Origin of the sequence: Serratia sp. CY71090, assembly GCF_052166845.1 — a bacterium.
In the GTDB taxonomy this organism is placed as follows: domain Bacteria; phylum Pseudomonadota; class Gammaproteobacteria; order Enterobacterales; family Enterobacteriaceae; genus Serratia; species Serratia nematodiphila.
This window is the reverse complement of sequence record NZ_JBJNOA010000003.1, coordinates 380,892-405,594: the sequence shown is the minus strand read 5'-3', so window position 1 is coordinate 405,594 and position 24,703 is coordinate 380,892. Positions and strand designations below refer to the sequence as shown.

Genomic DNA, 24,703 nt, shown 5'->3' with positions numbered 1-24,703 from the left:
TTTCGTGAAACAAACGGTTGTTTCCAGACGTGGCTTGTTGGATCATAGGCGGTTATGTGTAGCGCTTTGCATTGAGGAACAGTGAAATGAGTGAGGCTGAAGCCCGCCCAACCAATTTTATCCGTCAGATCGTCGATGAAGATCTGGCGTCGGGGAAACACACGTCGGTACATACCCGTTTCCCGCCGGAGCCTAACGGCTATCTGCATATCGGCCACGCCAAGTCCATCTGCCTGAACTTCGGCATCGCCAAGGACTATCAGGGCCAGTGCAACCTGCGTTTCGATGACACCAACCCGGTGAAAGAAGACATCGAGTTCGTGGAGTCAATCAAGCACGACGTGGAGTGGCTGGGCTTTGAGTGGAGCGGCAACGTTCATTACTCCTCAGACTATTTCGATCAGCTGCATCAGTATGCGGTTGAGCTGATTACCAAGGGGCTGGCCTACGTCGATGAGCTGTCGCCGGAGCAGATCCGTGAATATCGCGGCACCCTGACCTCGCCGGGCAAAGACAGCCCGTACCGCGACCGCAGCGTGGAAGAGAACCTGGCGCTGTTCGAGAAGATGCGCAACGGCGAGTTCGCCGAAGGCGCCGCCTGCCTGCGCGCCAAGATCGATATGGCTTCGCCGTTTATCGTGATGCGCGACCCGGTGCTGTACCGCATCAAGTTCGCCGAACACCACCAGACCGGCGACAAATGGTGCATCTACCCGATGTACGATTTCACCCACTGCATTTCCGATGCGCTGGAAGGGATCACCCATTCGCTGTGCACCCTGGAGTTCCAGGATAACCGCCGTCTGTATGACTGGGTGCTGGATAACATCACCATTCCTTGCCACCCGCGGCAGTACGAGTTTTCGCGTCTGAACCTCGAATACGCCATCATGTCGAAGCGCAAGCTGCACCAACTGGTGGCCGAGAAGATCGTCGAAGGTTGGGATGACCCGCGCATGCCGACCGTCTCCGGTCTGCGCCGCCGCGGTTATACCGCCGCCTCGATTCGCGAGTTCTGCCTGCGCATCGGCGTGACCAAGCAAGACAACAACGTCGAGATGGTGGCGCTGGAATCCTGCATTCGCGACGATCTGAACGAGAACGCCCCGCGCGCCATGGCGGTGCTGGATCCGGTGAAAATCGTCATCGAGAACATGGGCGATGCGGTGGAAATGGTCACCATGCCTAACCACCCGAACAAGCCGGAAATGGGCAGCCGCGATGTGCCGTTCAGCCGCGAGATCTATATCGATCGCGCCGACTTCCGCGAAGAAGCCAACAAGCAGTACAAGCGTCTGGTGCTGGGCAAGGAAGTGCGTCTGCGCAATGCGTACGTGATCAAGGCCGAGCGCGTCGAGAAGGACGAAGCGGGCGAGATCACCACCATCTTCTGCAGCTACGATGCGGAAACGCTGAGCAAAGATCCTGCCGACGGCCGCAAGGTGAAGGGCGTGATCCACTGGGTGTCCGCGGCGCACGCGCTGCCGGCGGAAATTCGCCTGTACGATCGCCTGTTCAGCGTGCCTAACCCGGGCGCGGCGGAGGATTTCCTCTCTACCATCAACCCGGAATCGCTGGTCATCAAGCACGGTTTCGTTGAGCCGAGTCTGGCGGCAGCCCAGCCGGAGAAGGCCTACCAGTTCGAGCGTGAAGGCTACTTCTGTGCCGACAACCGTTACTCGTCGGCCGACCATCTGGTGTTTAACCGCACCGTTGGCCTGCGTGATACCTGGGCGAAAATCGAAGGCTAATCTTATTCGCCTTGGAAATTAATGAATCAGCGCGGCTTAGGCCGCGCTTTTTTTATGTCTGCCATTGAGCAAATCATCTATTCCTGCAGCGTTATTCCGGGCTGTGCTTAATTAACCTCGGTGCGTTAATCAATAAGTTTTCTGATATTGGACTTAATAGCCTTAATTTTTACTTATATATTCGTGATGCGAATTAATTTCATTTGGAGAGCGCTCTCAATTTTTATTGTCTGAATGACGGATTTGGTCAGGCTGAAACCATTAATCGTCTCTGGTTGACCTTGTATCTCAATTTATTCTGATTTAATTGAATTTTTTATTCGACACCTTCCATGAACACTGGCGTAACAAAATCTCACTGATATGTGCTCCTTGTCATATTTTGACAAATCTCCCGCATTTTTCATTTGATAATTCGCGTCGCGAAAAATAGTCTGTCTGTAGCAATTAGTGCTGTGGGAATAACATCTCGTCGGCAATTTTTTTTACCCGTTCGGGTTTTTTATTGGCAGTCGTGCAGGGCAGTGGTGAACACAGGCGGCTGCAACTTTTAAGTTAAGTCAAAGAGGAATTTCAATATGGGTACGCACGGTGCTCAGCGTAAAACGCTGGCGCTCGCAGTCGCGGGCGCGCTGTTGGGAACAGGGTTTGCCATGGCGCCTGAGGCGAAAGCCGCAGGGTTTATCGATGATTCCACGCTGACCGGCGGCATCTATTACTGGCAACGTGAGCGCGACCGTAAAGATCTCAATCCGGACAGCAAGGATTACAACCAATACACCACCAACCTGTCGCACTCTACCGCCAACCTGAGCCTGGATTTCGCCTCGGGCTACGCCTGGGACATGTTCGGCTTGGATGTCGGTGCCTTTACCGCCATCGAGCTGGCTGAATCCAGCGCCAGCGGCCACCCGAACGAGATCGCGTTCTCCTCAAAAAACCGTACCTACGACGAAGACTATTCCGGTGACAAAGGCGGCGTCAGCCTGTACAAAGCCGCCGCCAAGTTCAAATACGGCCCGGTCTGGGCGCGCGCCGGCTATATTCAGCCGAGCGGCCAAACCCTGCTGGCGCCGCACTGGAGCTTTATGCCGGGCACCTATCAGGGCGCCGAGGCCGGCGCCAAGTTCGACTACGGCGATGCCGGCGCGTTGAGCTTCTCCTACATGTGGGCCGACAAATACAAGGCGCCGTGGCATATCGAGGTGGACGACTTCCGCCAGAACGATAAGAAAACCCGCGTCTCCTACCTGCACTCGCTGGGCGCCAAGTACGATTTCAAAAACGATCTGGTGCTGGAAGCCGCCTTCGGCCAGGCCCAGGGTTACGTGAATCAGTACTTCACCAAGGCGTCTTACAAATTCGATGTGCTGGGCAACCCGCTGACCACCAGTTACCAGTTCTACGGTGCGGAAGATCGCATCAGCGACAAGAACGATCCGAACAGCATCTACGACGGGCTGGCCTGGCTGCAGGCGCTGACCTTCGGTTACACCACCGGCCAGTTCAACTGGCGTCTGGAAGGCACCATGGTCAAGGCGGAAGGCAACCAGGGCTTCTTCCTGCAGCGCATGACCCCGACCTACGCCTCGTCCAACGGCCGCCTGGATGTGTGGTGGGATAACCGCTCCGACTTTAACGCCAACGGCGAGAAAGCGGTGTACGCCGGCGTGATGTATGACCTCAGCAACTGGAACCTGCCGGGCATGGCGGTCGGCGGCTCCTACGTTTACGCCTGGGACGCCAAGCCGAGCACCAACCCGATCTACGATCAGAGCCAGCGCCTGAAAGAGAGCGCCTGGAGCCTGGACGCGATGTACACCATCCAGGAAGGGCGCGCCAAGGGCACGCTGATCAAGCTGCACTACACCCAGTATGACAACCACACCAACATCCCGAGCTGGGGCGGCGGTTACGGCAACATCTTCCAGGACGAGAAAGACGTCAAGTTCATGGTCATCGCGCCATTCACCATCTTCTGATGCGTTCCCCGGCCTCGTCGCCGGGGGCAGTTAAGGGAATTCAACGATGAAAAAAATCATGCTGATGTTGGCGGCCGCCGCGGCCTTGAGCGCCTGCGCGCAACCCGCCGCGCCGCCGGAAGACGCCAAATTGAAGCAGGCTTACAGCGCCTGCATCAACACCGCCGAAGGTTCGCCGGAGCGTCTGCAGCCCTGCAAGGCGGTGCTGAACGTGCTGAAACAAGAGAAACAGCACCAGCAGTTTGCTGAGCAGGAAACGGTGCGGGTGATGGATTATCAGAACTGCATTATGGCGGTGCACAGCGGTAACGGTCAGGCTTACGACGCCAAGTGCGGCAAGCTGTGGCAAGAAATTCGCGATAACAATAATTAAGAAGGACGAGAAGATGAACGCATTCAAACTGAGCGCGCTTGCCGCTTTGACGGCAACGATGGGATTCCTGGGCGGCATGGGTAATGCCATGGCCGATCAACAGCTGGTGGATCAGCTGAGCCAGCTGAAGCTGAACGTGAAAATGCTGGATAACCGCGCCGGCGAAAACGGCGTGGATTGCGCGGCGCTGGGCGCCGACTGGGCCTCATGCAACCGGGTGTTGTTCACCCTCAGCAACGACGGGCAGGCGATCGACGGCAAGGACTGGGTCATCTATTTCCACAGCCCGCGCCAGACCTTGCGGGTGGATAACGATCAGTTCAAGATCGCGCATCTGACCGGCGATCTGTACAAGCTGGAGCCGACCGCCAAATTCAGCGGTTTCCCGGCCGGCAAGGCGGTGGAAATCCCGGTGGTCGCCGAATACTGGCAGCTGTTCAGAAACGACTTCCTGCCGCGCTGGTATGCCACCTCCGGCGACGCCAAGCCGAAAATGCTGGCGAATACCGACACCGAAAACCTGGACCAGTTCGTGGCGCCGTTCACCGGCGATCAGTGGAAGCGCACCAAGGACGACAAAAACATTCTGATGACGCCGGCTTCGCGCTTTGTCAGCAATGCCGATCTGCAGACGCTGCCCGCCGGCGCGCTGCGCGGCCAGATCGTGCCGACACCGATGCAGGTGAAAGTGCACGCACAGGACGCCGACCTGCGCAAAGGGGTATCGCCGGATCTGAGCACGCTGGTCAAGCCGGCGGCGGACGTCGTCAACCAGCGCTTCGCGCTGCTGGGCGTGCCGGTTCAGGCCAACGGTTACCCGATCAAGACCGACATCCAGCCGGGCAAGTTTAAAGGCGCGATGGCGGTGTCGGGCGCTTATGAGCTGAAAATCGGTAAGAAAGAGGCGCGGGTGATCGGCTTCGATCAGGCCGGGGTGTTCTACGGGTTGCAGTCGATCCTGTCGTTAGTGCCGAGCGACGGCAGCGGCAAGATCGCCACGCTCGACGCCAGCGATGCGCCGCGCTTCCAGTATCGCGGCATTTTCCTTGACGTGGCGCGCAACTTCCATAAGAAGGACGCGGTGCTGCGCCTGCTGGATCAGATGGCGGCTTACAAGCTCAATAAATTCCACTTCCACTTGAGCGATGACGAAGGCTGGCGCATCGAGATCCCCGGTTTGCCGGAGCTGACGGAAGTCGGCGGCCAGCGCTGCCACGATCTGAGCGAAACCACCTGCCTGCTGCCGCAGTACGGCCAGGGGCCGGATGTCTACGGCGGTTTCTTCACTCGTCAGGACTACATCGACATCATCAAATACGCCCAGGCGCGCCAGATTGAGGTGATCCCGGAGATCGACATGCCGGCGCACGCCCGCGCCGCGGTGGTGTCGATGGAGGCGCGCTATAAAAAGCTGCATGCCGCCGGCAAAGAGCAGGAGGCCAACGAATTCCGCCTGGTGGATCCGACCGATACCTCCAATACCACCTCGGTGCAGTTCTTTAACCGCCAGAGCTACCTGAACCCGTGCCTGGATTCCTCCCAGCGCTTTGTCGACAAGGTGATTGGCGAGATTGCCCAGATGCATAAAGAAGCCGGGCAGCCGATCAAAACCTGGCACTTCGGCGGCGATGAGGCGAAAAACATCCGCCTGGGCGCCGGCTACACCGACAAAGCGAAACCGGAGCCGGGTAAAGGCATCATCGACCAGAGCAACGAAGACAAGCCGTGGGCCAAGTCGCAGGTTTGCCAGACGATGATCAAAGAAGGCAAGGTGGCCGACATGGAACACCTGCCGAGCTACTTCGGCCAGGAGGTCAGCAAGCTGGTGAAGGCGCACGGCATCGACAGAATGCAGGCCTGGCAAGACGGCTTGAAAGACGCCGAGAACGCAAAGGCGTTCGCCACCTCGCGCGTGGGCGTCAACTTCTGGGATACGTTGTATTGGGGCGGTTTCGATAGCGTCAACGACTGGGCCAACAAAGGATATGAAGTGGTGGTCTCCAACCCGGACTACGTCTACATGGACTTCCCTTACGAGGTGAACCCGGACGAGCGTGGTTACTACTGGGGCACCCGCTTCAGCGACGAGCGCAAGGTGTTCAGCTTCGCGCCGGACAACATGCCGCAGAACGCGGAAACCTCGGTCGACCGCGACGGCAACCACTTTAACGCCAAAAGCGACAAGCCGTGGCCGGGCGCCTACGGTCTGTCCGCTCAGCTGTGGAGCGAAACCCAGCGCACCGATCCGCAGATGGAATACATGATCTTCCCGCGCGCGCTGTCGGTGGCGGAACGCGCCTGGCACCGAGCCGGTTGGGAGCAGGACTATCGCGCCGGCCGTGAATACAAAGGCGGGGAAACCCACTTTGTCGACACCAAGGCGCTGGAGAAAGACTGGTTGCGCTTCGCCAATATCCTGGGCCAACGAGAACTGGCCAAGCTGGACAAAGGCGGCGTCGCTTACCGTCTGCCGGTGCCGGGCGCGCGCGTGGCGGGCGGCAAGCTGGAAGCGAATATCGCGCTGCCGGGATTGGGCATCGAGTACTCCACCGACGGCGGCAAGCAGTGGCAGCGTTATGACGCCAAGGCCAAGCCGGCGGTATCGGGTGAGGTGCAGGTGCGTTCGGTCAGTCCGGACGGTAAACGTTACAGCCGCGCCGAGAAGGTCTAAGCCCGGCACATCGGCCTGTCGTCATGGCGGCGGGCCGCTTAACGAAGGGGGAATGCGTTCGCCCCCGCGCGTGCCGGCGTGGGGCGGATGTTGAAGTGAGAGCAGTACGTGGAGTCGCAGTGCCGCTGCAATTGTAGTATTTCATGACATGATCTTTCCCCGGCTGGTCCGGGGATTTTTTTGCCCGTTGTACGGCGGGCATAAAAAAACCGCCTCAATGTGAGGCGGTTTCTCATAGCCGGTCAGGCTTATTTCTTGTCGTGCAGCGATTCGTCTTCGCGGCAGTCACCGGTTTCACAGTGGCCGTACAGGTACAGACTGTGGTTGGTGAGCTTGATGCCGTGCTGCTTGGCGATATCACGCTGGCGCACTTCGATGGATTCGTCGCTGAATTCGATCACTTTGCCGCAGTCCAGGCAAATCAGGTGATCGTGGTGATGCTGTTGGGTCAGCTCGAACACGGACTTGCCGCCTTCGAAGTTGTGACGTGTCACAATGCCCGCATCGTCAAACTGGTTCAGTACGCGATAAACCGTTGCCAGGCCGATCTCTTCGCCCATATCAATCAGTTTTTTGTACAAATCTTCCGCACTGACGTGATGGCATTCCGGATTTTGCAGTACTTCCAGGATTTTGAGTCGCGGAAGCGTGACTTTTAAGCCGGCCTTCTTCAATGCGATGTTGTTGTCGGTCATGCGAATTCAGTCCTGTTACTATGCTAATCAAGTTGAGGCGTACTCGCCTGTGGCATCGGTCGGCACAAAGAGTTAATGCGTCTCATTATAGAACCGGTTGTACTAAATGGAAACCGCCGGTTGTTAACAAAGATATAATTGCACTATTGCATGTTTTGCATGCAACGCCTTGATGGATGGGATAAACCGATATCTCAGTCTACCGTGACGGGGTGGGAAGTTACAAATCTGTAGCTTCTATCGCAGCAATCCCTGTTGCCGATGACGGCCCTGTCGGCACACTATGCACTTTACAGGGCCTTTGTTCAACCTTTCGCCAGTCCCGGCGTTTAGCCGACGATATCGGCCAGGCTCAGCTCTTCGACAATCTGTTTGACCCAGGCGTCGACGCGCTCGTTGGTCAGCTCCGGCTGACGGTCTTCGTCGATCGCCAGACCGATGAAGTGGTTGTCGTCCGCCAGGCCTTTGGAAGCTTCGAAGTGGTAGCCTTTGGTCGGCCAGTGGCCCACGATGGCCGCGCCGCGCGGTTCGATGATGTCGCGGATGGTGCCCATCGCGTCACAGAAGTATTCCGCGTAGTCTTCCTGGTCGCCGCAGCCGAACAGCGCCACCAGTTTGCCGTTGAAATCGACTTCTTCCAGCGTCGGGAAGAAATCGTCCCAGTCACACTGCGCTTCACCGTAGTACCAGGTCGGGATACCCAGCAGCAGGATATCGAACCCTTCCAGGTCTTCTTTGCTGCTTTTGGCGATGTCGTGCACTTCAGAGACGTCGTCGCCAAACTGTTTCTGGAGAATTTTCTGGATCATTTTGGCAATGTTTTCGGTATTGCCAGTGTCGCTGCCAAAGAAAATGCCTACAGTAGCCATATCGCGTATAACCTTTAAATTCAATTAATTGCATTACTCGGCGCCGGCACTGCCGCCGATTAAAATGATGCCATGGCAAGAGCCTTTCGCCACGGTGGCGGGCGCCGACAGGCGCAGTCTCTTACCGGTAAATGCGTATCATGCCAGAAAGTGGCGCCGGGGTTTTATCGCATTTATGCGATGCCGAAGGATGAAGAAAAGCGTGGTCGATCCGGCGTTGTCCTTAACGCCGCGCCGCGCGTGCGGCCGAAGAGATCAATGTTCCGGCTGTTCTTCCGCCAGTTGCGCCAACAGCATCTGCTCGATGAGTTCGCTGCGGCTGATGTTGCGCTGTTCCGCCAGTTTGTTCAGGGCGTCCACCGCATCCGCGTTGATTTTCAGCTCTACGCGCCGCAATCCGCGCACTTTATCGCGCCGTAACTGATTGCGCTTATTGATTCTAAGCTGTTCATCGCGGGAAAGCGGGTTGGTTTTCGGGCGCCCCGGACGGCGTTCATCTGCGAACAGATCCAGCGTCGTGCGATCCGTTTGTTCTTTTGCCATAGGTAGCGGTACTGCAAGGGAGTTTGCATCAAAAAGCGCTCGCACGCTTCCGGAGGCATCGGTTAACACACTTCGGGCCAATAAACCCTAACCCAAATTTACCCCCGAACCGGCGTTCGCGAACGCGCTGGCGCGGCGGCAAAATTATAGCGCGCCATATTACCCCAGCAGATGGAGCGGCGACAATGCCTAACTGCGGGCTAAACGCGCTAAGCCGTTATCTTTAGCGCGTTTTTTCGCCAGGTAAGCGCGTTTTTCAGGCTTCGCCGAGGAAACGGTGGATGGCGCGCAGCACCGCTTCCGGTTTTTCGGCGTGCACCCAATGGCCGGTGCCGGCGACGACGTGCGCGCGTGCCTGCGGGAATTGGCGGGCGATGTCTGCACGGTAGCTGTCCTGCACGTACGGCGACAGGCCGCCGCGAATGAACAGGGTCGGGTGTGGCCAGGCCGGGACTTCCTGCCAGCCGGTGATGTCTTCGTAGCGTTCGATCAGCACCGGCAGGTTGAAGCGCCATTCACCGTTATGGAAGGACTTCAGCAGGAACTGGATCACGCCTTCTTCCTGCAGGTAGTCGCGCATCAACTGGGCGGCCGCCTGGCGCTGGGTAATGCCGGCGGCGCTGACGGCCTTCAGCGCGGCGAAGATCTCGTCATGGCGTCGGGTCTGGTAATCCACCGGCGCGACGTCAATGACGATCAGCTTGGCGATGCGCTCGGGCGCGATGGCGGTCAGCGCCATCGCCGCTTTGCCGCCCATCGAGTGGCCGATGACGATCGCTTTCTCCAGCTGCAGGTCGTCGAGCAGCGCCAGCAGATCCTGCGCCATGGCGGGGTAGTTCATGTCGTCGGCGCGCGGGGAGAGGCCGTGGTTGCGCAGATCGACTTTGATCACAGTGTGCTGTTTATGCAGATCGCGCGCCAGCACGCCCAGGTTGTCGAGATTGCCGAACAGCCCGTGGATCAGCAGCACCGGCAGCGCGTCTGACTCGGCGGCCAGCAGTTGATAATGTAATTTCATGGCGAAGTTCATACTGAGAGAGATTCAGATTAGGGTATCATGATTGAATCGCACGATGAATCATGCGGAATTTTCGCGGCGCGGGCTTGGCAGTGCCGGCTATAGGTATTAGTCTGCATTTGCCGTCCGGAGGCACATTGTTGTGTTCGCCCCAGCGCTTTTAACCTTATAATCCCATGGCTTGAATGCAGGATCTGGCTTCAGGTTCTAAGTAGAAAAAACAGTATTGGATAAAGATGAAAACTATTGAAGTCGACGAAGAGCTTTACCGTTATATTGCCAGCCACACGCAACACATCGGTGAAAGCGCGTCCGATATTTTACGCCGCATGTTGAAATTTACCGCCGGCCAGCCGGTGCGCGCGTTGCCTGCCGCCAGTGCGTCGCCGTCCGTCGAGCTGGAAAAAACGGCGCCGGTTCAGCGTCCGCGCGATCGCGTGCGCGCCGTGCGTGAACTGCTGCTGTCGGATGAATACGCCGAGCAGAACAAAGCGGTCAACCGTTTCATGCTGGTGCTCTCCACGCTGTACACCCTTGATGCCGCCGGTTTTGCCGCCGCCACCGAGGCGTTGACCGGCCGTACCCGCACCTATTTCGCCGGCGATCAGCAGACCCTGCTGGCCAACGGCACGCATACCAAGCCGAAGCATGTGCCTGGCACCCCTTACTGGGTGATCACCAATACCAATACCGGCCGCAAACGCAGCATGATCGAACACATCATGCAGGCGATGCAGTTCCCGGCGGAACTGATCGAGAAAGTTTGCGGTACCGTCTAATTTAGCGAACAGCCCGTCATGATGGCCGTGCGCGACGTATTTGCCCGGTCACCGACAGGGATGAGGGAGATATGTCGATGGCGAATAATCCACGTGCCGGGCAGCCCGCCCGCCAAAGCGATCTGATCAACGTAGCCCAGCTGACGTCGCAGTACTATGTGCTGCAACCGGAAGCCGGCAATGCCGCACATGCGGTGAAGTTTGGCACCTCCGGCCACCGCGGCAGCGCGCAGCGCCACAGCTTCAACGAAGCGCACATCCTCGCCATCGCCCAGGCGATCGCTGAAGTTCGTCATCAGCAGGGCACCACCGGCCCGTGCTACGTGGGTAAAGACACCCATGCGTTGTCCGAGCCGGCCTTTATTTCCGTGCTGGAAGTGCTGACCGCCAACGGCGTCGATGTGATCGTGCAGGAAAACAACGGCTTCACGCCAACGCCGGCGGTATCGCACGCCATTCTGTGCCACAACCGCCGCGGCGGCGCGCAGGCCGACGGCATCGTCATTACGCCGTCCCACAACCCGCCGGAAGACGGCGGCATCAAGTACAACCCGCCGAACGGCGGCCCGGCCGACACCAACCTGACGTCGGTGATCGAAAAACGCGCCAACGATCTGCTGGCGCAACAGTTGAAAGGCGTTCAGCGTCAGTCGCTGGACAAGGCCTGGAACAGCGGCCACCTGCACGCCAAAGATCTGGTGCAGCCTTATGTCGAAGGCCTGGTTGACGTGGTCGACATGCCGGCCATTCAACGCGCCGGCCTGAAACTGGGCGTGGATCCGCTCGGCGGTTCCGGCATCGCCTATTGGCAGCGCGTGGCGGAACACTACAAGCTGGATCTGACGCTGGTGAACGACTCCATCGATCAGACCTTCCGCTTTATGCACCTGGATCACGACGGTATCATCCGCATGGACTGCTCGTCCGAGTCAGCGATGGCCGGCCTGCTGGCGCTGCGCGACAAATTCGATCTGGCGTTCGCCAACGATCCGGATTACGACCGTCACGGCATCGTCACGCCGAAGGGCCTGATGAACCCGAACCACTATCTGGCGGTAGCCATCAACTACCTGTTCCGGCATCGCCCGCAGTGGGGCGCCGATGTGGCGGTAGGTAAAACGCTGGTGTCCAGCGCGATGATCGATCGCGTGGTGGCTGACCTGGGCCGCAAGCTGGTGGAAGTGCCGGTCGGTTTCAAATGGTTCGTGGACGGCCTGTTCGACGGCAGCCTGGGCTTTGGCGGCGAAGAGAGCGCCGGGGCCTCGTTCCTGCGTTTCAACGGCCAGCCGTGGTCGACCGACAAAGACGGCATCATCATGTGCCTGCTGGCGGCTGAAATCACCGCGGTAACCGGTGAGAACCCGCAGCATCACTATGACGATCTGGCCAAGCGCTTCGGCGCGCCAAGCTACAACCGTATCCAGGCGCCGGCAACCCATGCGCAGAAAGCGGCGCTGTCCAAGCTGTCGCCGGAGATGGTCAAGGCCAGTACGCTGGGCGGGGACCCGATCACCGCGCGTCTGACCGCAGCGCCGGGCAACGGCGCGTCGATCGGCGGCCTGAAAGTGATGACCGACAACGGTTGGTTCGCGGCCCGTCCTTCCGGTACCGAAGAGGCATACAAGATCTACTGCGAGAGCTTCCTCGGGGCGGAACACCGAGAGAAAATCGAGCACGAAGCGGTTGAGATCGTCAGCGAAGTGCTGGCTTCCGCCAAATAATCGCTGTTCTCGTCTGATAAAAAGCGCTGTTTTTACAGCGCTTTTTTTATGCCTGTAATTTAGATATATCTTTTTTTCGGCGCAGGCTTGCGCATTTAGATATATCGATCTAGATTAGCGTTATCGACGCTGTTTAGATATATCTAAACAACCTCATATTGATGTTCACTGTTAGAGCGAGGTATCACCCTATGTTTCATCGATTAGGTTTACACCGGCATCATCACCATCATGAATGTGAAGAGGGGCGCCGTCATCGCGGTGGGCGCCATCACTTCGGCGGCGACGGCGAAGAGCATGGCCGTGGCGGACGCGGCGGCCGGGGCGGGCGTCATCGTCTGTTCGAACACGGCGATCTGCGCCTGGTGCTGCTGGCGCTGGTGGCGCGCAAGCCCAGCCACGGGTACGAATTGATCAAGGCGATCGAGGAAGCCTCTTCCGGCCTGTATGTGCCGAGCCCGGGGGTGATTTACCCCACGCTGACGCTGCTGGAAGAGCAGGATTTCCTCGAACCGCTCACCACCGGCAACGGCCGCAAAAGCTACCGCATCACCTCGGCGGGCGAGGGCGAGCTGCAAAAGCATCAACAGGTGGTTGAGGTCATTCTGGCGCGTTTGGCGGGCGCCGGCCGCGAGCATCATCGGCACGGCAACCTGGCGGAAGGCATTTACGACGCCATGAACCGTCTGCGCAGTCTGCTGCGCGGCAACGTGATGCGCGCCGATCTTACGCCGCAGCAGGTGGAGCGCATCAACGCTGCACTGTTGACCGCCGTGGCGGCGATCGAAAGCGAAATGCACATTCAACCCACGCAGCAGGAGGAGAACTGATGCCCGGCTACCGTTTTAACATTACCGTTGAAGCCCTGAGCGACCGCCAGGGCAACCCCGTCGAGAAGGCACCGCTGAGTTTTGAGGTGACCAACCATGACGATATTCTCGAGATCGTCGAGCGCATTCGGGCGCGTGACGATCTGAACTTCGGCCCTGAGCAGAGCGCGGCCTTCGCCGTGGGGTTGAAACTGTTCTCCGAAGTGATGATCGAAAACCGCAAACACCCGGTGTTCGCTCCGCTGCGCGAGGCGTTCAAGGAATTTATGGTCGGATTGAAGAAGGGCCCGGCGGCGTAACGGCGCGGCAAACCGCGCCCACCGGGATTAAGGCATGAAACGGTAGCCGACGCCGGTTTCGGTCAGCAGGTGTTTGGGCCGGGCCGGATCGGCTTCCAGCTTCTGCCGCAAATGGCCCATGTAGATGCGCAGGTAGTGGCTGTGCTCCACGTAGTTCGGCCCCCAGACGTGGCTCAACAGCTGGCGTTGGGTGATCACCTTGCCGGCGTTGGCCAGCAGCTCCGCTAACAGGCGAAACTCGATCGGCGTCAGATGCAGATCTTCGTCGTTGCGCAGCACCCGGCGATTCACCAGATCGACGGTGATAGCCGAAAAGCTCACCAGCGGGCTTTCCTGTTGGTTGGCGGAGTGGCGGCGCAGCGCGACCCGCACCCGCGCCAGCAGCTCACCGATGCCGAACGGCTTGCTGAGGTAGTCGTCGGCGCCGGCGTCCAGCGCGGCAATTTTGTCCTCTTCGGCGTTGCGCGCCGACAGCACGATCACCGGAATGGCGCTCCACTGCCGCAGATCGCGGATGTAGCTCAGCCCGTCGCCATCCGGCAAGCCCAAATCCAGGATGATCAGATCTGGTTTGCGCGTGCCGGCCTCAATCAGCCCACGCTGCAGGGTTTCACTTTCAAACACCCGCAGGCCTTCGCTCTCCAGCGCGGTGCGCACGAAGCGGCGGATCTCTTTTTCATCTTCAACAATCAGAATGTTGGTTGGCGTTATGCTCACGTTTCCCCTGCGTTGATTACAGATCGAAGGCGTCGCCGTCGATCTCGGGCGGTTTTTCCAGCGGCAGCACGAAGCGGAAGCTGGCGCCGCCGTTGGCGCCGTTTTCCGCCCAGATGCGGCCGTCATGCACTTCAATAATGGCACGACAAATGGCTAACCCCAAGCCGACGCCGGGGATCGCCGACTCTTTATTGCCGCGTGAAAACTTGTCGAAAATCAGCTGCAGCTGATCGGCGGGGATGCCGGGGCCGTTATCCCAGACCTCGACTTCCAGCCACTCGGGCAGCGTGCGGGCGCGAATGCCGATGGTGGCCTCGGCGCCGGCGTATTTATTGGCGTTTTCCAACAGGTTGGTGAACACCCGTTCCAGCAGGCTGCCGTCGCAGTTGACCAGGATTTGTTCCGGCGGCAGCTCGACCTCGATCGGATGCTGGCTGAGCAGCGGCTCCAGCATGTGCAGCGAAGCGCCGACGATCTCTTCCAGCGACTGCCACTCTTTACGCAGGCTGAAACCGCCGGACTGGATGCGCGCCATATCCAGCAGGTTGTTCACCAGCCGGGTGGTGCTCAGCACCTGCTGGCGGATCTGGCTGGCCTGGGTGGCGTGATTGGAGCCTTCGGCCGCCAGGTCCAGCGTGAGAATTTCCGCCTGGCCGAACAGCACGGTCAGCGGCGTGCGCAGATCGTGCGACAGCGCCGCCAGCAGCGAGTTGCGCAGCTGTTCGCGTTCGGCGTCCAGCTTGGCTTCTTCGGCGCTGCGCGCCAGGTGCAGCCGTTCCAGCGCGCTGGCGATCAGCACTGCGAAGGTTTGCAGCAGCCGCTGTTGTTCCGGCACCATCAGCTGGCGCAGGTTGTTGGGTTCGATCGCCAACAGGCCGAAGGTCTGTTTGGGGGTATTGAGCGGCAGCAGCTGGTAAGGCACGCCGGGCAGAGTGTCGGTGCCGGCGCCGGCCGGCAAGCCTTTATCGAAACTCCAGCGTGCGATGGCTTCGTCTACTGACAGCAGCCCGCCTTCCTCGCCGATCATTTGCTGCAGCCGGCCGTCTTCCTGCGGCAGCAGCAGCACGGTTTTCGCCTGGAAGCTGCTGGAGAGGAAATGACGGCTGGTGTTGGCGATGTCGGCCACGGTCAGCGCGCGGCTCAGCCCGCGTGACATTTCGTACAGATGGCGCGCCCGCTGCTCGCGGTAGCGCGCCACCCGGGCCTGATAACGCACCCCGGCGGTCAGGTTGCCGATGATGATACCGACGGCGAGCATCACGCCGAAGGTCAGCAGATACTGCATATCACTGACGGCGAACGACCATTCGGGCTGGACGAAGAACAGATCGAAACTGGCGACGTTGATCACCGCCGCCAGCACCGATGGCCAGCGGCCGAAGAACAGCGCGACGATCGCCACGCCGAGCAGGTAGACCATCACCAGGTTGGCCTGATCGAAGCCCGGTAGCAGCCACTGCGAGAGCAGGGTGATCAGTGCGCACAGCGCCACCGCCACCGCGCAGCCGCGCAGCTGCATGCGCCATTTCTCATTGAAGCTGCGGCCGTCGTGCTCCTTGCCCGGCGGCGGCTGTGCGGCGTCGCTGTCCAGCGCGACGATCACCAGATCGAGATCCGGGCCCAGCCGGCCGAGGCGATCGGCGAAGCTGCCGCGCAGCTTCCAGCGTTGCTCGCTGCGGCGGCCGATGATGATTTTGCCGAGGTTATGTTCGCGGGCGTAGCGCAGCACTGCGCGCTCTTCGGACGGATCGGCCAGGGTGGCGGTTTCGGCGCCCAGCTCCTGCGCCAGCCGCAGCGCGCGCAGAATGGCGCGGCGCTGGTTTTCCGGCAGCCGGTGCAGCTTGGGGGTTTCCACGTAGACCGCATGCCAGTGGCAGCCGAGCCGCGCCGCCAGGCGGGCGGCGATGCGCACCAGCTTTTCGTTGCCGCTGTTGTGGCCGACGCACAGCAGAATGCTGTCGCGGGTGTGCCACACTTTCTCGCGCCCCTGGGTGTCGCGAAACTCGCGCATCTGGTCATCGACTCGATCGGCGGTGCGGCGCAGCGCCAACTCGCGCAGGGCGATCAGGTTGCCTTTACGGAAAAAATGCTCGATGGCGCGCTCGGCCTGGCCGGGAATATACACTTTGCCTTCGTGCAACCGCCGGCGCAGATCGTCCGGCGGCAGATCGACCAGCACCACTTCGCTGGCCTCGTCAAACACGTGGTCGGGCACCGTTTCGCGCACCCGCACGCCGGTCACGCCGCCCACCACGTCGTTCAGACTTTCCAAATGCTGCACGTTGACGGTAGTCAGCACGTCGATGCCGGCGTCCAGCAGCTCTTCCACATCCTGCCAGCGTTTGGGGTGGCGCGAACCGTGGGCGTTGCTGTGCGCCAGTTCGTCCATCAGGATCAGCGCCGGATGGCGCGCCAGCGCGGCGTCGAGATCGAATTCATGCACCAGCCGGCCGCGATGCTGGATGCGCTTTTGCGGCAACAGCGCCAGGCCATCGAGCAGGGCGGCGGTCTCGCTGCGGCCGTGGGTTTCCACCACGCCGACCAGCACGTCCAGCCCCTGAGCGCGCAAACGCTGGGCCTCCTGCAGCATGGCGTAGGTTTTGCCCACGCCGGCGCAGGCGCCGAAGAATACCTTCAACCGGCCGCGCGGTTTTTCATTGGCCAGCGCCAGCAGGCTATCGGGATCGGGACGCTGCTGTTCTTCTTCGACCATGACAATTCCTTGTGTTACCAAGCAAAAAGGGGTTCGGCATGCCGAACCCTATCACTATGCTGAATACGGCGCGTTACTTCAACGCATCCAGCGCCAGGTTCAGCTTCAGCACGTTGACCACCGATTCCCCCATGAAGTTGGGCGTGGCCCGATCGGTGTTGTCTTCGATCAGTTTGGCGACCTGTTCCGGCGGCAGATGGCGCGCCGCCGCGACCCGCGCCAGCTGATAACGCGCCGCGGCGATCGAAATCTGCGGATCCAGCCCGCTGCCGGAGGCGGTCAGCAGATCCACCGGGATCGGGCCGCTCATGGCCGGATTGGCCTGGCGCAGCTGCGCCGCGCGTTCGACGATAGCCTTATCCAGCGCCGGGTTGGTGGCCGCCAGGTTGCTGCCGGCGGAGGCCTGTGGATTATAAGCCGAATCGCCGGTGGCCGACGGGCGGCCCCAGAAATAGTCGGCGCGCGTGAAGTTCTGGCCGATCAGCGCGGAGCCGACCGCCTTGTCGCCCTGGTACAGCAGCGAACCGTTGGCCGCGCCCGAAAACAGCAGCTGCGCCAGCCCGGTGGTCAGCAGCGGATAGGCGATGCCGGTGATCAGCGTCAGCAGGATCAACATCACCAGCGCAGGTCGTAAATACGTCATGTTCATTTCCCTCAATGGTTAACCGGCGACGTGCAGCGCGACCAGGATCAGGTCGATCAGTTTGATGCCGACGAACGGCACCAGCAGACCGCCGACCCCGTACAGCCACAGGTTGCGGCGCAGCAGGGCCGCGGCGCTCATCGGTTTGTAGCTCACCCCTTTCAACGCCAGCGGGATCAGGAACACGATCACCAGGGCGTTGAAGATCACCGCCGACATGATGGCGGAGGCGGGGGAGTGCAGGTGCATCACGTTCAGCGCGTTCAGCTGCGGATAGGTGGCCGCGAACGCCGCCGGAATGATGGCGAAGTACTTGGCCACGTCGTTGGCGATGCTGAAGGTGGTCAGCGAGCCACGCGTCATCAGCATCTGTTTGCCGATATGCACCACTTCGATCAGCTTGGTCGGGTTGGAATCCAGATCGACCATGTTGCCCGCCTCTTTGGCGGCCTGGGTGCCGGAGTTCATCGCCACCGCCACATCGGCCTGCGCCAGCGCCGGGGCGTCGTTGGTGCCGTCGCCGGTCATCGCTACCAGACGGCCTTCCGCCTGATACTGGCGGATCAGCGCCAGCTTGGCTTCCGGCGTGGCTTCCGACAGGAAGTCGTCCACCCCGGCTTCGGCGGCGATCGCCGCTGCGGTCAGCGGGTTATCGCCGGTGATCATCACCGTTTTGATGCCCATCTTGCGCAGCTCATTGAAGCGTTCCTTGATGCCGCCCTTGACGATATCCTTCAACGCCACCACGCCCAGCACCCGTGCGCCTTCCGCCACCACCAGCGGCGTGCCGCCGGTGCGCGCCACGCTTTCCACCAGATCGTCCACCGCCCGCGGGAAGTGCCCCTGATTGGTTTCGACGTGACGGCGAATGGCGTCCACCGCGCCTTTGCGGATCATGCGCTCCTGCACGTTGACGCCGCTCATGCGGGTCTGGGCGGAGAAGGGCACGAAGGTGGCGTTCAGCGCCTGCAGATCGCGCTCGCGCAGGTTAAAGCGCTGTTTGGCCAGCACCACGATGCTGCGGCCTTCCGGCGTTTCATCCGCCAGCGAAGCCAGCTGCGCGGCGTCCGCCAGCTCTTGCTCTTTCACGCCCGGCGCCGGCAAAAACTCCGAAGCCTGACGGTTGCCCAGCGTGATGGTGCCGGTTTTATCCAGCAGCAGCACGTCCACATCGCCAGCGGCTTCCACCGCGCGGCCGCTGGTGGCGATCACGTTGGCGCCGAGCATGCGGCTCATCCCGGCCACGCCGATGGCGGACAGCAGGCCGCCGATGGTGGTGGGGATCAGGCAAACCAGCAACGCGACCAGTACGGTGATGGTGACCACGCTGCCGCTGCCGGCCGCCTCGACGCTGTATTGCGAGAACGGGAACAGGGTGGCGGTGGCCAGCACGAACACGATGGTCAGCGCCACCAGCAGGATGGTTAAGGCGATCTCGTTTGGCGTTTTGCGGCGCTTGGCGCCTTCCACCATGGCGATCATGCGATCGAGGAAGGTTTCCCCCGGGTTGACGCTGCACTGCACCACCAGCCAGTCGGACAGCACGCGGGTGCCGCCGGTGACCGAGGAGAAGTCGCCGCCGGATTCGCGGATCACCGGGGCGGATTCGCCGGTGATGGCGCTTTCATCCACCGAAGCGCCGCCTTCCAGCACTTCGCCGTCGCACGGGATGGTATCGCCGGCTTCCACCAGCACGATATCGCCTTTGCGCAGGCTCTCGGCGGCCACTTTCTCCGTGGCGCCGTCGCGGCGCGGGCCGGCCAGCTTTTTCGCCCAGCTGGTTTTCTTGGTGCCCTTCAGGCTTTCCGCCTGGGCTTTGCTGCGGCCTTCGGCCAGCGCTTCGGCGAAGTTGGCGAACAGCACGGTGAACCACAGCCACAGGGAGACGCTGCCGGTAAAGGCGGCGGCGCCGTCGGTTTGGCCGGTGAGCATCGCCAGCCAGATAGCGGTGGTCAGCAGGCTGCCGATATACACCACGAACATCACCGGGTTGCGCCATTGAACGCGAGGGTCCAGTTTTTTCACCGCATCGATCAGCGCGGTGCGCACCAGAGCCGGTTCAAACAGCGCGCGTTGTTTGCGAGTCATCTCTTATTCTCTCTCTCTGACGTCGGTTAGTTTGCCAACCAAAGCTGCAAATGCTCGGCCACCGGGCCCAGCGCCAGCGCCGGCACGAAGGTCAGCGCGCCCACCAGCAGCACGGTGCCGATCAGCAGGCCGATAAACAGCGGCCCATAGGTTGGCAGGGTGCCGTTGCCCGCCGGCTGGCGTTGCTTGGCGCTCAGCGAACCGGCGATCGCCAGCACCGGCAGGATCACCCCGAAGCGGCCGACGAACATGGCGAAGGCCAGCAGCAGGTTGTAGAACGGCGTATTGACGCTCAATCCGGCGAAGGCGCTGCCGTTGTTGTTGGCGGCGGAAGACAGGGCATACAGCACTTCGCTGAAGCCGTGGGCGCCCGGGTTGAGGATGCCGGCGCGGCCAGCGTCGGTGCCGATGGCCAGCGCGCTGCCCAGCAACACCAGCGTCGGCGTGACCAGGATCGCCAGTGCGGTCATCTTCATGTCGTAAACGTCGATTTTCTTGCCCAGGTATTCCGGGGTGCGGCCGATCATCAGGCCGGCGATAAACACCGTCAGCAGCACGAACAGCAGCATGCCGTACAGGCCGGAGCCGACGCCGCCGAACACCACTTCACCGATCTGCATCAGCCACATCGGCACCATGCCGCCCAGCGCGGTGAAGGAATCGTGCATGGCGTTGACCGCCCCACAGGACGCGGCGGTGGTCACCACCGAGAACAGGCTGGTGGCGAGAATGCCGAAGCGCGACTCTTTGCCTTCCATATTGATGTTGCTGTCGGCGCCCAGCGCGCTCAGGTGCGGGTTGCCCGCCAGCTCGGCAACCATCACCACCACCACCGCCACCACGAAGATCAGCGCCATCGCCCAGATCAGCGCATGGCCCTGGCGGTTTTCACCGGCCAGCTGGCCGAAGGAGAAGCACAGCGCGCAGGGGATCAGGAAGATGGCCAGCATCTGCACGAAGTTGGTCAGCACGGTCGGGTTTTCGAACGGGTGCGCCGAGTTGGCGCCGAAGAACCCCCCGCCGTTGGTGCCGAGCATCTTGATCGCTTCCTGCGAGGCGACCGGCCCCATCGGCAGCGTCTGCTGCGCGCCTTCGAGCGTGGTGACGTGCAGGTAAGGCAGGAAGTTTTGCAGCGTGCCCTGGCTGACGAAGAACAGGGCGATCGGCAGCGCGATCGGCAGCAGCACATACAGCGTGATGCGGAACAGATCGGCCCAGGCGTTGCCGACGGTCTTGCCGGCGCGGCGGGTAAAGGCGCGGATCAGCGCAAAGGCCACGGCGATCCCGGTGGCGGCGGAAACGAAGTTCTGCACCGCCAGCCCGGCCATCTGGCTGAAATAGCTGAGGGCGCTTTCGCCGCTGTAGGCCTGCCAGTTGGTGTTGGTGACGAAGCTGACGGCGGTGTTGAGCGCCAGATCCCAGGAGAGGCCCGGGAAGCCTTGCGGGTTGAGCGGCAGCGAGCCCTGCGTCATCAGCAGGGCGAACAGCAGCGCCAGGCCGAGCAGGTTGAACGCCAGGATCGCCAGCGCGTACTGCCACCAATTCATCTCGGTGGCGCGGATGCCGCAGGCGCGCCAGACGCCGGCTTCCACTGCGCGCAGCGCAGGCAGCGGCTCACCTTCGATCAGGCGCGCCATAAAACCGCCCAGCGGCCGGGCCAGCAGCAGAAGCACCAGCAGGAAGCTGGCGATCAGTAAAAAGGCTGAAGCCGCCATCAGAAATCCTCCGCGTTAAACAGGGCGTAGACCAGATAGGCCAACAGCAGCAGGACCAACAGCGCACCACCAATAACGCTGAAACTCACGGGACACCTCCAGAGGTGTTGTTTTTGATAGAGGCAGTGTAGGGAGAGGGGTAGAAAGAAGATGAAAAAATCGCGCGGGCAGGTGTAAAAAAAGTATAAAAATGGCTGAAATTTCAGCGGAAATTGGCCGTTTCAGGCAGCCTGCTTGCGGCGAGATTGCGCCTGATGTGTGAATAAGCCGGGGCTGAGGCGTGGGATGAAGAACCGAATAATAACCACAATGTAACCCATGTTTAGTTAAAAATTAACTTGATTGTAACAAAATTACGAATCACTGCGGTGATTGGCGATTTTTTGTGCGATTTAGTGGTCGGATGAGTAGTAAACTTTCATCAAGTGCGCTAAAATTTTGTCCAGTTACCAAATTACCGATTGTTCATTTGATACGCCGACGCCGTTTTCCCTGACAAATCAACGGCAGGCGTTTTTAAGGAGGTTCGCATGTCTACGACCTATCACGCTTATTCACTGCATCGGATTCTCCTGCGCCGCAGCGCAGTGGTTATCGCGGGCATTTTAGCCCTGCCGGTGATGCTGTTCCGCAGCGATCGCGGGCGTTTTTACAGCTACCTGCACCGCGTCTGGTCAAAAACCAGCGACAAGCCGGTCTGGCTGCAGCAGGCGGAACTGGCGTCCTGCGACTTCTACTGAGTCACTGCCGACTCACGAACAACCCTCGCCCTGCGGCGGGGGTTTTTTTATGCCCTGGCCGCCCCTACCCAACGTAAGGTCGTATTCGGCAAGCCGTTCTTCTACACTTTCCTCAATCGGCTAACAACGCGGGAGAGCGGTATGAGCGACAAGATCCCTATCGGCATCAGCGCCTGTTTACTGGGCGAGACGGTGCGTTTCGACGGCGGCCACAAGCGGTTGGCCTTTGCGGTGGAACAGTTGGCGCCCTATGTGCGCTTTGAGCCCGTTTGCCCGGAAATGGCGATCGGCCTGCCCACGCCGCGCCCGGCGCTGCGCCTGGTGAAACAGACGCAGCCCTGGCCGGCGATGCGCTATAGCAACGACGCGAGCGTGGATCTGACCGAGGAGATGCGCAGTTTCTCCGCGCAGCGCGTGGCCGCGTTGCAGCACCTGTGCGGTTATATTGTCTGCGCCAAGTCGCCGAGCTGCGGCCTGGAGCGGGTGCGGGTCTACAGCGAGAACGGCAAGGACTCGCGTAAAAACGGCGTCGGGCTGTTTACCGCCGAACTGCTGCGTCAGATGCCGTGGCTGCCGGTGGAAGAAGACGGACGATTGCAGGATGCGGCATTGCGGGAAAACTTCATTGAACGGGTGTACGCGCTGTATGAGTTGAATATGCTGTGGCGCCAGGGGCTGACCCGCGGCGGGCTGATCGCGTTTCACAGCCGCTACAAGCTGTCGCTGCTGGCGCATTCGCAGCCGGCTTATCGCGAGCTGGGGCGCTTCGTCGCCGACATTCATCGCTGGGACTCGCTGGAGGCCTTCGCCGTGGAATACCGCAGCCGCCTGATGGCGCTGTTGGCGCACAAGGCGACGCGCCGCAACCATACCAACGTGCTGATGCACGTGCAGGGGTACTTCCGCCGCCAGCTCAGCGCGGCGCAGCGCCAGGAGCTGGCGCACCTGATCGACCGCTACCGGCAGGGCATGCAGCCGCTGCTGGCGCCGATCGCCTTGCTTAAGCATTACATGGCGGAATACCCCGACAGTTATCTGGCGGAACAACGCTATTTCGAACCTTATCCGGAGGCGCTGCGTTTGCGTTACGGCCATTGATTGACAAGGGAATTTTATGACCACGCATCTGGTCTGGTTGCGTAACGATCTGCGTATCACCGACAACAAAGCGCTGCACGCCGCCTGCAGCGATCCCAAAGCCCGGGTGTTGGCGGTGTTTATCGCCACCCCGCAGCAGTGGCGGCAGCATGAGATGGCGCCGCGGCAGGCGGCGCTGATCCACGCCAGCCTGCAGGCGGTACAGCAGGCGCTGGCGCAAAAGGGCATTGCGCTGCATTGCCATGCCGGCACGGACTTTGCCGCGTCGATCGACTGGTTGGCGGAGTATTGCCGGCGAGAGCAGGTGGACGCGCTGTTTTACAACCGCCAGTACGAACTGAATGAACGGCGACGCGATGCGCGGCTGGAGCAGCAGTTGAATGGACAGGTAACGTGCCACGGTTTTGATGACAGCCTGCTGTTGCCGCCGGGCAGCGTGCTAACCGGCGGCGGCGAGATGTACAAGGTTTATACGCCGTTTCGCAACGCCTTCATTCAGCGCCTGACTGAGTCCGACGTGAGCTGCCTGCCGGCGCCGAAGATCCGTGCCGATGGCGCGTTGCCTGCGCCTGAAGCGCCGGCGGCGTTCGATTATCCCGCGGCGGACATCGGGGATGACTATCCCGCCGGCGAGGAGGCCGCGCTGCAGCGGCTGCGCGCCTTTTGTCGTGAGCAAGTGCAGGATTACCTTCGCCAGCGCGATCTGCCCGCCATCGCCGGCACCAGCAGCCTGTCGCCCTATCTGGCGATTGGCGCGCTGTCGCCGCGCCAGTGCTTCAATCGCCTGCGCGCCGAATGCCCGCGGTTGCTGGAAGATCGCGAGAGCGGCGCTTTCGCCTGGCTGAACGAGCTGATTTGGCGCGAGTTCTACCGCCATCTGCTGGTGGCCTATCCCGAGCTGTGCCGCCATCGGCCGTTTATCGCCTGGACGGACAAAGTGCGCTGGTGCGATGACGCGGCGAAGCTGCAGGCCTGGCAGCGGGGCGAGACCGGCTATCCGATCGTCGATGCCGCCATGCGCCAGTTGAACGCTACCGGCTGGATGCACAACCGGCTGCGCATGATCAGCGCCAGTTTTCTGGTGAAGGATCTGCTGATTGACTGGCGGGCCGGGGAGCGCTACTTCATGTCGCAACTGCTGGACGGGGATCTGGCGGCCAATAACGGCGGCTGGCAGTGGGCGGCCTCCACCGGCACCGACGCCGCGCCGTATTTCCGCATCTTCAACCCGACGACGCAGGGTGAACGTTTTGATCCACAAGGCACTTTTATCCGTAAATGGTTGCCGGAACTGGCGGATGTGCCCGACAATGACATCCATCATCCTCACCGTTGGGCGGAAAAGCAGCGCCGTACGCTGAACTACCCGCTGCCGATCGTCGATCACAAACAAGCCCGCGTGGAGACGCTGGCGGCGTTCGAGGCGGCGAAACGGGGAGAGTCTTGAGGCAACTGCAA

Annotated in this window: 21 protein-coding genes; 11 read left to right on the top strand and 10 right to left on the bottom strand. The window is 60.8% G+C overall.

Annotated elements, in window-relative coordinates:
• The first annotated feature begins 86 nt into the window (after window positions 1–86).
• The 4 genes from glnS to ACJ8OK_RS08300 all read left to right on the top strand — a co-directional run bounded on the left by glnS (window position 87) and on the right by ACJ8OK_RS08300 (window position 6,777).
• Window positions 87–1,751: a glutamine--tRNA ligase gene (gene glnS / locus ACJ8OK_RS08315; RefSeq protein WP_033633924.1), complete on the top strand. Its 1,665-nt coding sequence runs from the start codon at window positions 87–89 to the stop codon at window positions 1,749–1,751.
• Between the two features lie 578 nt (window positions 1,752–2,329).
• Window positions 2,330–3,733: a chitoporin ChiP gene (chiP, locus tag ACJ8OK_RS08310; RefSeq protein WP_004939945.1), complete on the top strand. Its 1,404-nt coding sequence runs from the start codon at window positions 2,330–2,332 to the stop codon at window positions 3,731–3,733.
• Between the two features lie 46 nt (window positions 3,734–3,779).
• Window positions 3,780–4,106 (top strand): ChiQ/YbfN family lipoprotein, encoded by a 327-nt coding sequence (chiQ, locus tag ACJ8OK_RS08305; protein ID WP_048322392.1) that lies wholly within the window; start codon window positions 3,780–3,782, stop codon window positions 4,104–4,106.
• A 13-nt stretch (window positions 4,107–4,119) separates the two neighbouring features.
• Window positions 4,120–6,777: a beta-N-acetylhexosaminidase gene (locus tag ACJ8OK_RS08300; RefSeq protein WP_021504614.1), complete on the top strand. Its 2,658-nt coding sequence runs from the start codon at window positions 4,120–4,122 to the stop codon at window positions 6,775–6,777.
• A 248-nt stretch (window positions 6,778–7,025) separates the two neighbouring features.
• Here ACJ8OK_RS08300 and fur read toward each other — a convergent pair whose 3' ends face one another.
• The 4 genes from fur to ybfF form a co-directional block, all read right to left on the bottom strand.
• Window positions 7,026–7,472 carry a ferric iron uptake transcriptional regulator gene (gene fur / locus ACJ8OK_RS08295; RefSeq protein WP_004939939.1) on the bottom strand — a complete coding sequence of 149 codons (447 nt, stop codon included), beginning with the start codon at window positions 7,470–7,472 and terminating at the stop codon, window positions 7,026–7,028.
• A 329-nt stretch (window positions 7,473–7,801) separates the two neighbouring features.
• Entirely contained in the window at window positions 7,802–8,341 is a 540-nt protein-coding gene (gene fldA, locus ACJ8OK_RS08290; RefSeq protein WP_004939938.1) for a flavodoxin FldA, read from the bottom strand.
• Between the two features lie 255 nt (window positions 8,342–8,596).
• Complete coding sequence (gene ybfE, locus ACJ8OK_RS08285) at window positions 8,597–8,884, bottom strand: LexA regulated protein (RefSeq protein WP_004939936.1); 288 nt, start codon at window positions 8,882–8,884, stop codon at window positions 8,597–8,599.
• A 256-nt stretch (window positions 8,885–9,140) separates the two neighbouring features.
• Window positions 9,141–9,914 carry an esterase gene (gene ybfF / locus ACJ8OK_RS08280; protein WP_250602156.1) on the bottom strand — a complete coding sequence of 258 codons (774 nt, stop codon included), beginning with the start codon at window positions 9,912–9,914 and terminating at the stop codon, window positions 9,141–9,143.
• Between the two features lie 224 nt (window positions 9,915–10,138).
• Between ybfF and seqA the strand changes: the two genes are divergently transcribed.
• From seqA to ACJ8OK_RS08260, 4 genes are all read left to right on the top strand, one after another.
• Entirely contained in the window at window positions 10,139–10,681 is a 543-nt protein-coding gene (gene seqA, locus ACJ8OK_RS08275; RefSeq protein ID WP_033633921.1) for a replication initiation negative regulator SeqA, read from the top strand.
• A 77-nt stretch (window positions 10,682–10,758) separates the two neighbouring features.
• Window positions 10,759–12,402 (top strand): phosphoglucomutase (alpha-D-glucose-1,6-bisphosphate-dependent), encoded by a 1,644-nt coding sequence (pgm, locus tag ACJ8OK_RS08270; RefSeq protein WP_033634139.1) that lies wholly within the window; start codon window positions 10,759–10,761, stop codon window positions 12,400–12,402.
• Between the two features lie 191 nt (window positions 12,403–12,593).
• The gene (locus ACJ8OK_RS08265) at window positions 12,594–13,232 is read left to right on the top strand and encodes a PadR family transcriptional regulator (protein WP_015376959.1); all 639 of its coding nucleotides are present in this window, start codon (window positions 12,594–12,596) and stop codon (window positions 13,230–13,232) included.
• Complete coding sequence (locus ACJ8OK_RS08260) at window positions 13,232–13,531, top strand: DUF3861 domain-containing protein (RefSeq protein ID WP_033633920.1); 300 nt, start codon at window positions 13,232–13,234, stop codon at window positions 13,529–13,531. Before ACJ8OK_RS08265 ends, ACJ8OK_RS08260 begins: the two co-directional genes overlap by 1 nt.
• A gap of 27 nt (window positions 13,532–13,558) precedes the next feature.
• Here ACJ8OK_RS08260 and kdpE read toward each other — a convergent pair whose 3' ends face one another.
• From kdpE to ACJ8OK_RS08230, 6 genes are all read right to left on the bottom strand, one after another.
• A complete protein-coding gene (gene kdpE, locus ACJ8OK_RS08255; protein WP_016928747.1) occupies window positions 13,559–14,248 on the bottom strand; it encodes a two-component system response regulator KdpE in 690 nt (229 codons plus the stop codon).
• A gap of 16 nt (window positions 14,249–14,264) precedes the next feature.
• Window positions 14,265–16,961 (bottom strand): two-component system sensor histidine kinase KdpD, encoded by a 2,697-nt coding sequence (gene kdpD / locus ACJ8OK_RS08250; RefSeq protein ID WP_033633919.1) that lies wholly within the window; start codon window positions 16,959–16,961, stop codon window positions 14,265–14,267.
• A 73-nt stretch (window positions 16,962–17,034) separates the two neighbouring features.
• Window positions 17,035–17,604, bottom strand: a complete 570-nt coding sequence (gene kdpC / locus ACJ8OK_RS08245) for a potassium-transporting ATPase subunit KdpC (protein ID WP_033634138.1) — start codon at window positions 17,602–17,604, stop codon at window positions 17,035–17,037.
• 18 nt (window positions 17,605–17,622) lie between these two features.
• Window positions 17,623–19,692, bottom strand: coding sequence for a potassium-transporting ATPase subunit KdpB (kdpB, locus tag ACJ8OK_RS08240; protein WP_033633918.1), 2,070 nt, complete (start codon window positions 19,690–19,692; stop codon window positions 17,623–17,625).
• A 26-nt stretch (window positions 19,693–19,718) separates the two neighbouring features.
• Window positions 19,719–21,407 (bottom strand): potassium-transporting ATPase subunit KdpA, encoded by a 1,689-nt coding sequence (gene kdpA / locus ACJ8OK_RS08235; protein ID WP_060558780.1) that lies wholly within the window; start codon window positions 21,405–21,407, stop codon window positions 19,719–19,721.
• The gene (locus ACJ8OK_RS08230; RefSeq protein ID WP_016928742.1) at window positions 21,407–21,496 is read right to left on the bottom strand and encodes a K(+)-transporting ATPase subunit F; all 90 of its coding nucleotides are present in this window, start codon (window positions 21,494–21,496) and stop codon (window positions 21,407–21,409) included. The genes kdpA and ACJ8OK_RS08230 overlap by 1 nt, the downstream gene beginning before the upstream one ends.
• A gap of 441 nt (window positions 21,497–21,937) precedes the next feature.
• On the opposite strand from ACJ8OK_RS08230, the gene ACJ8OK_RS08225 reads away from it, so the two are divergent.
• From ACJ8OK_RS08225 to phrB, 3 genes are all read left to right on the top strand, one after another.
• Window positions 21,938–22,147, top strand: coding sequence for a YbfA family protein (locus tag ACJ8OK_RS08225; RefSeq protein WP_004939916.1), 210 nt, complete (start codon window positions 21,938–21,940; stop codon window positions 22,145–22,147).
• A 141-nt stretch (window positions 22,148–22,288) separates the two neighbouring features.
• Window positions 22,289–23,245, top strand: a complete 957-nt coding sequence (locus ACJ8OK_RS08220; protein ID WP_033633915.1) for a YbgA family protein — start codon at window positions 22,289–22,291, stop codon at window positions 23,243–23,245.
• Window positions 23,246–23,261: 16 nt separating this feature from the next.
• Window positions 23,262–24,692 carry a deoxyribodipyrimidine photo-lyase gene (phrB, locus tag ACJ8OK_RS08215; RefSeq protein ID WP_274851033.1) on the top strand — a complete coding sequence of 477 codons (1,431 nt, stop codon included), beginning with the start codon at window positions 23,262–23,264 and terminating at the stop codon, window positions 24,690–24,692.
• Window positions 24,693–24,703 lie beyond the last annotated feature (11 nt).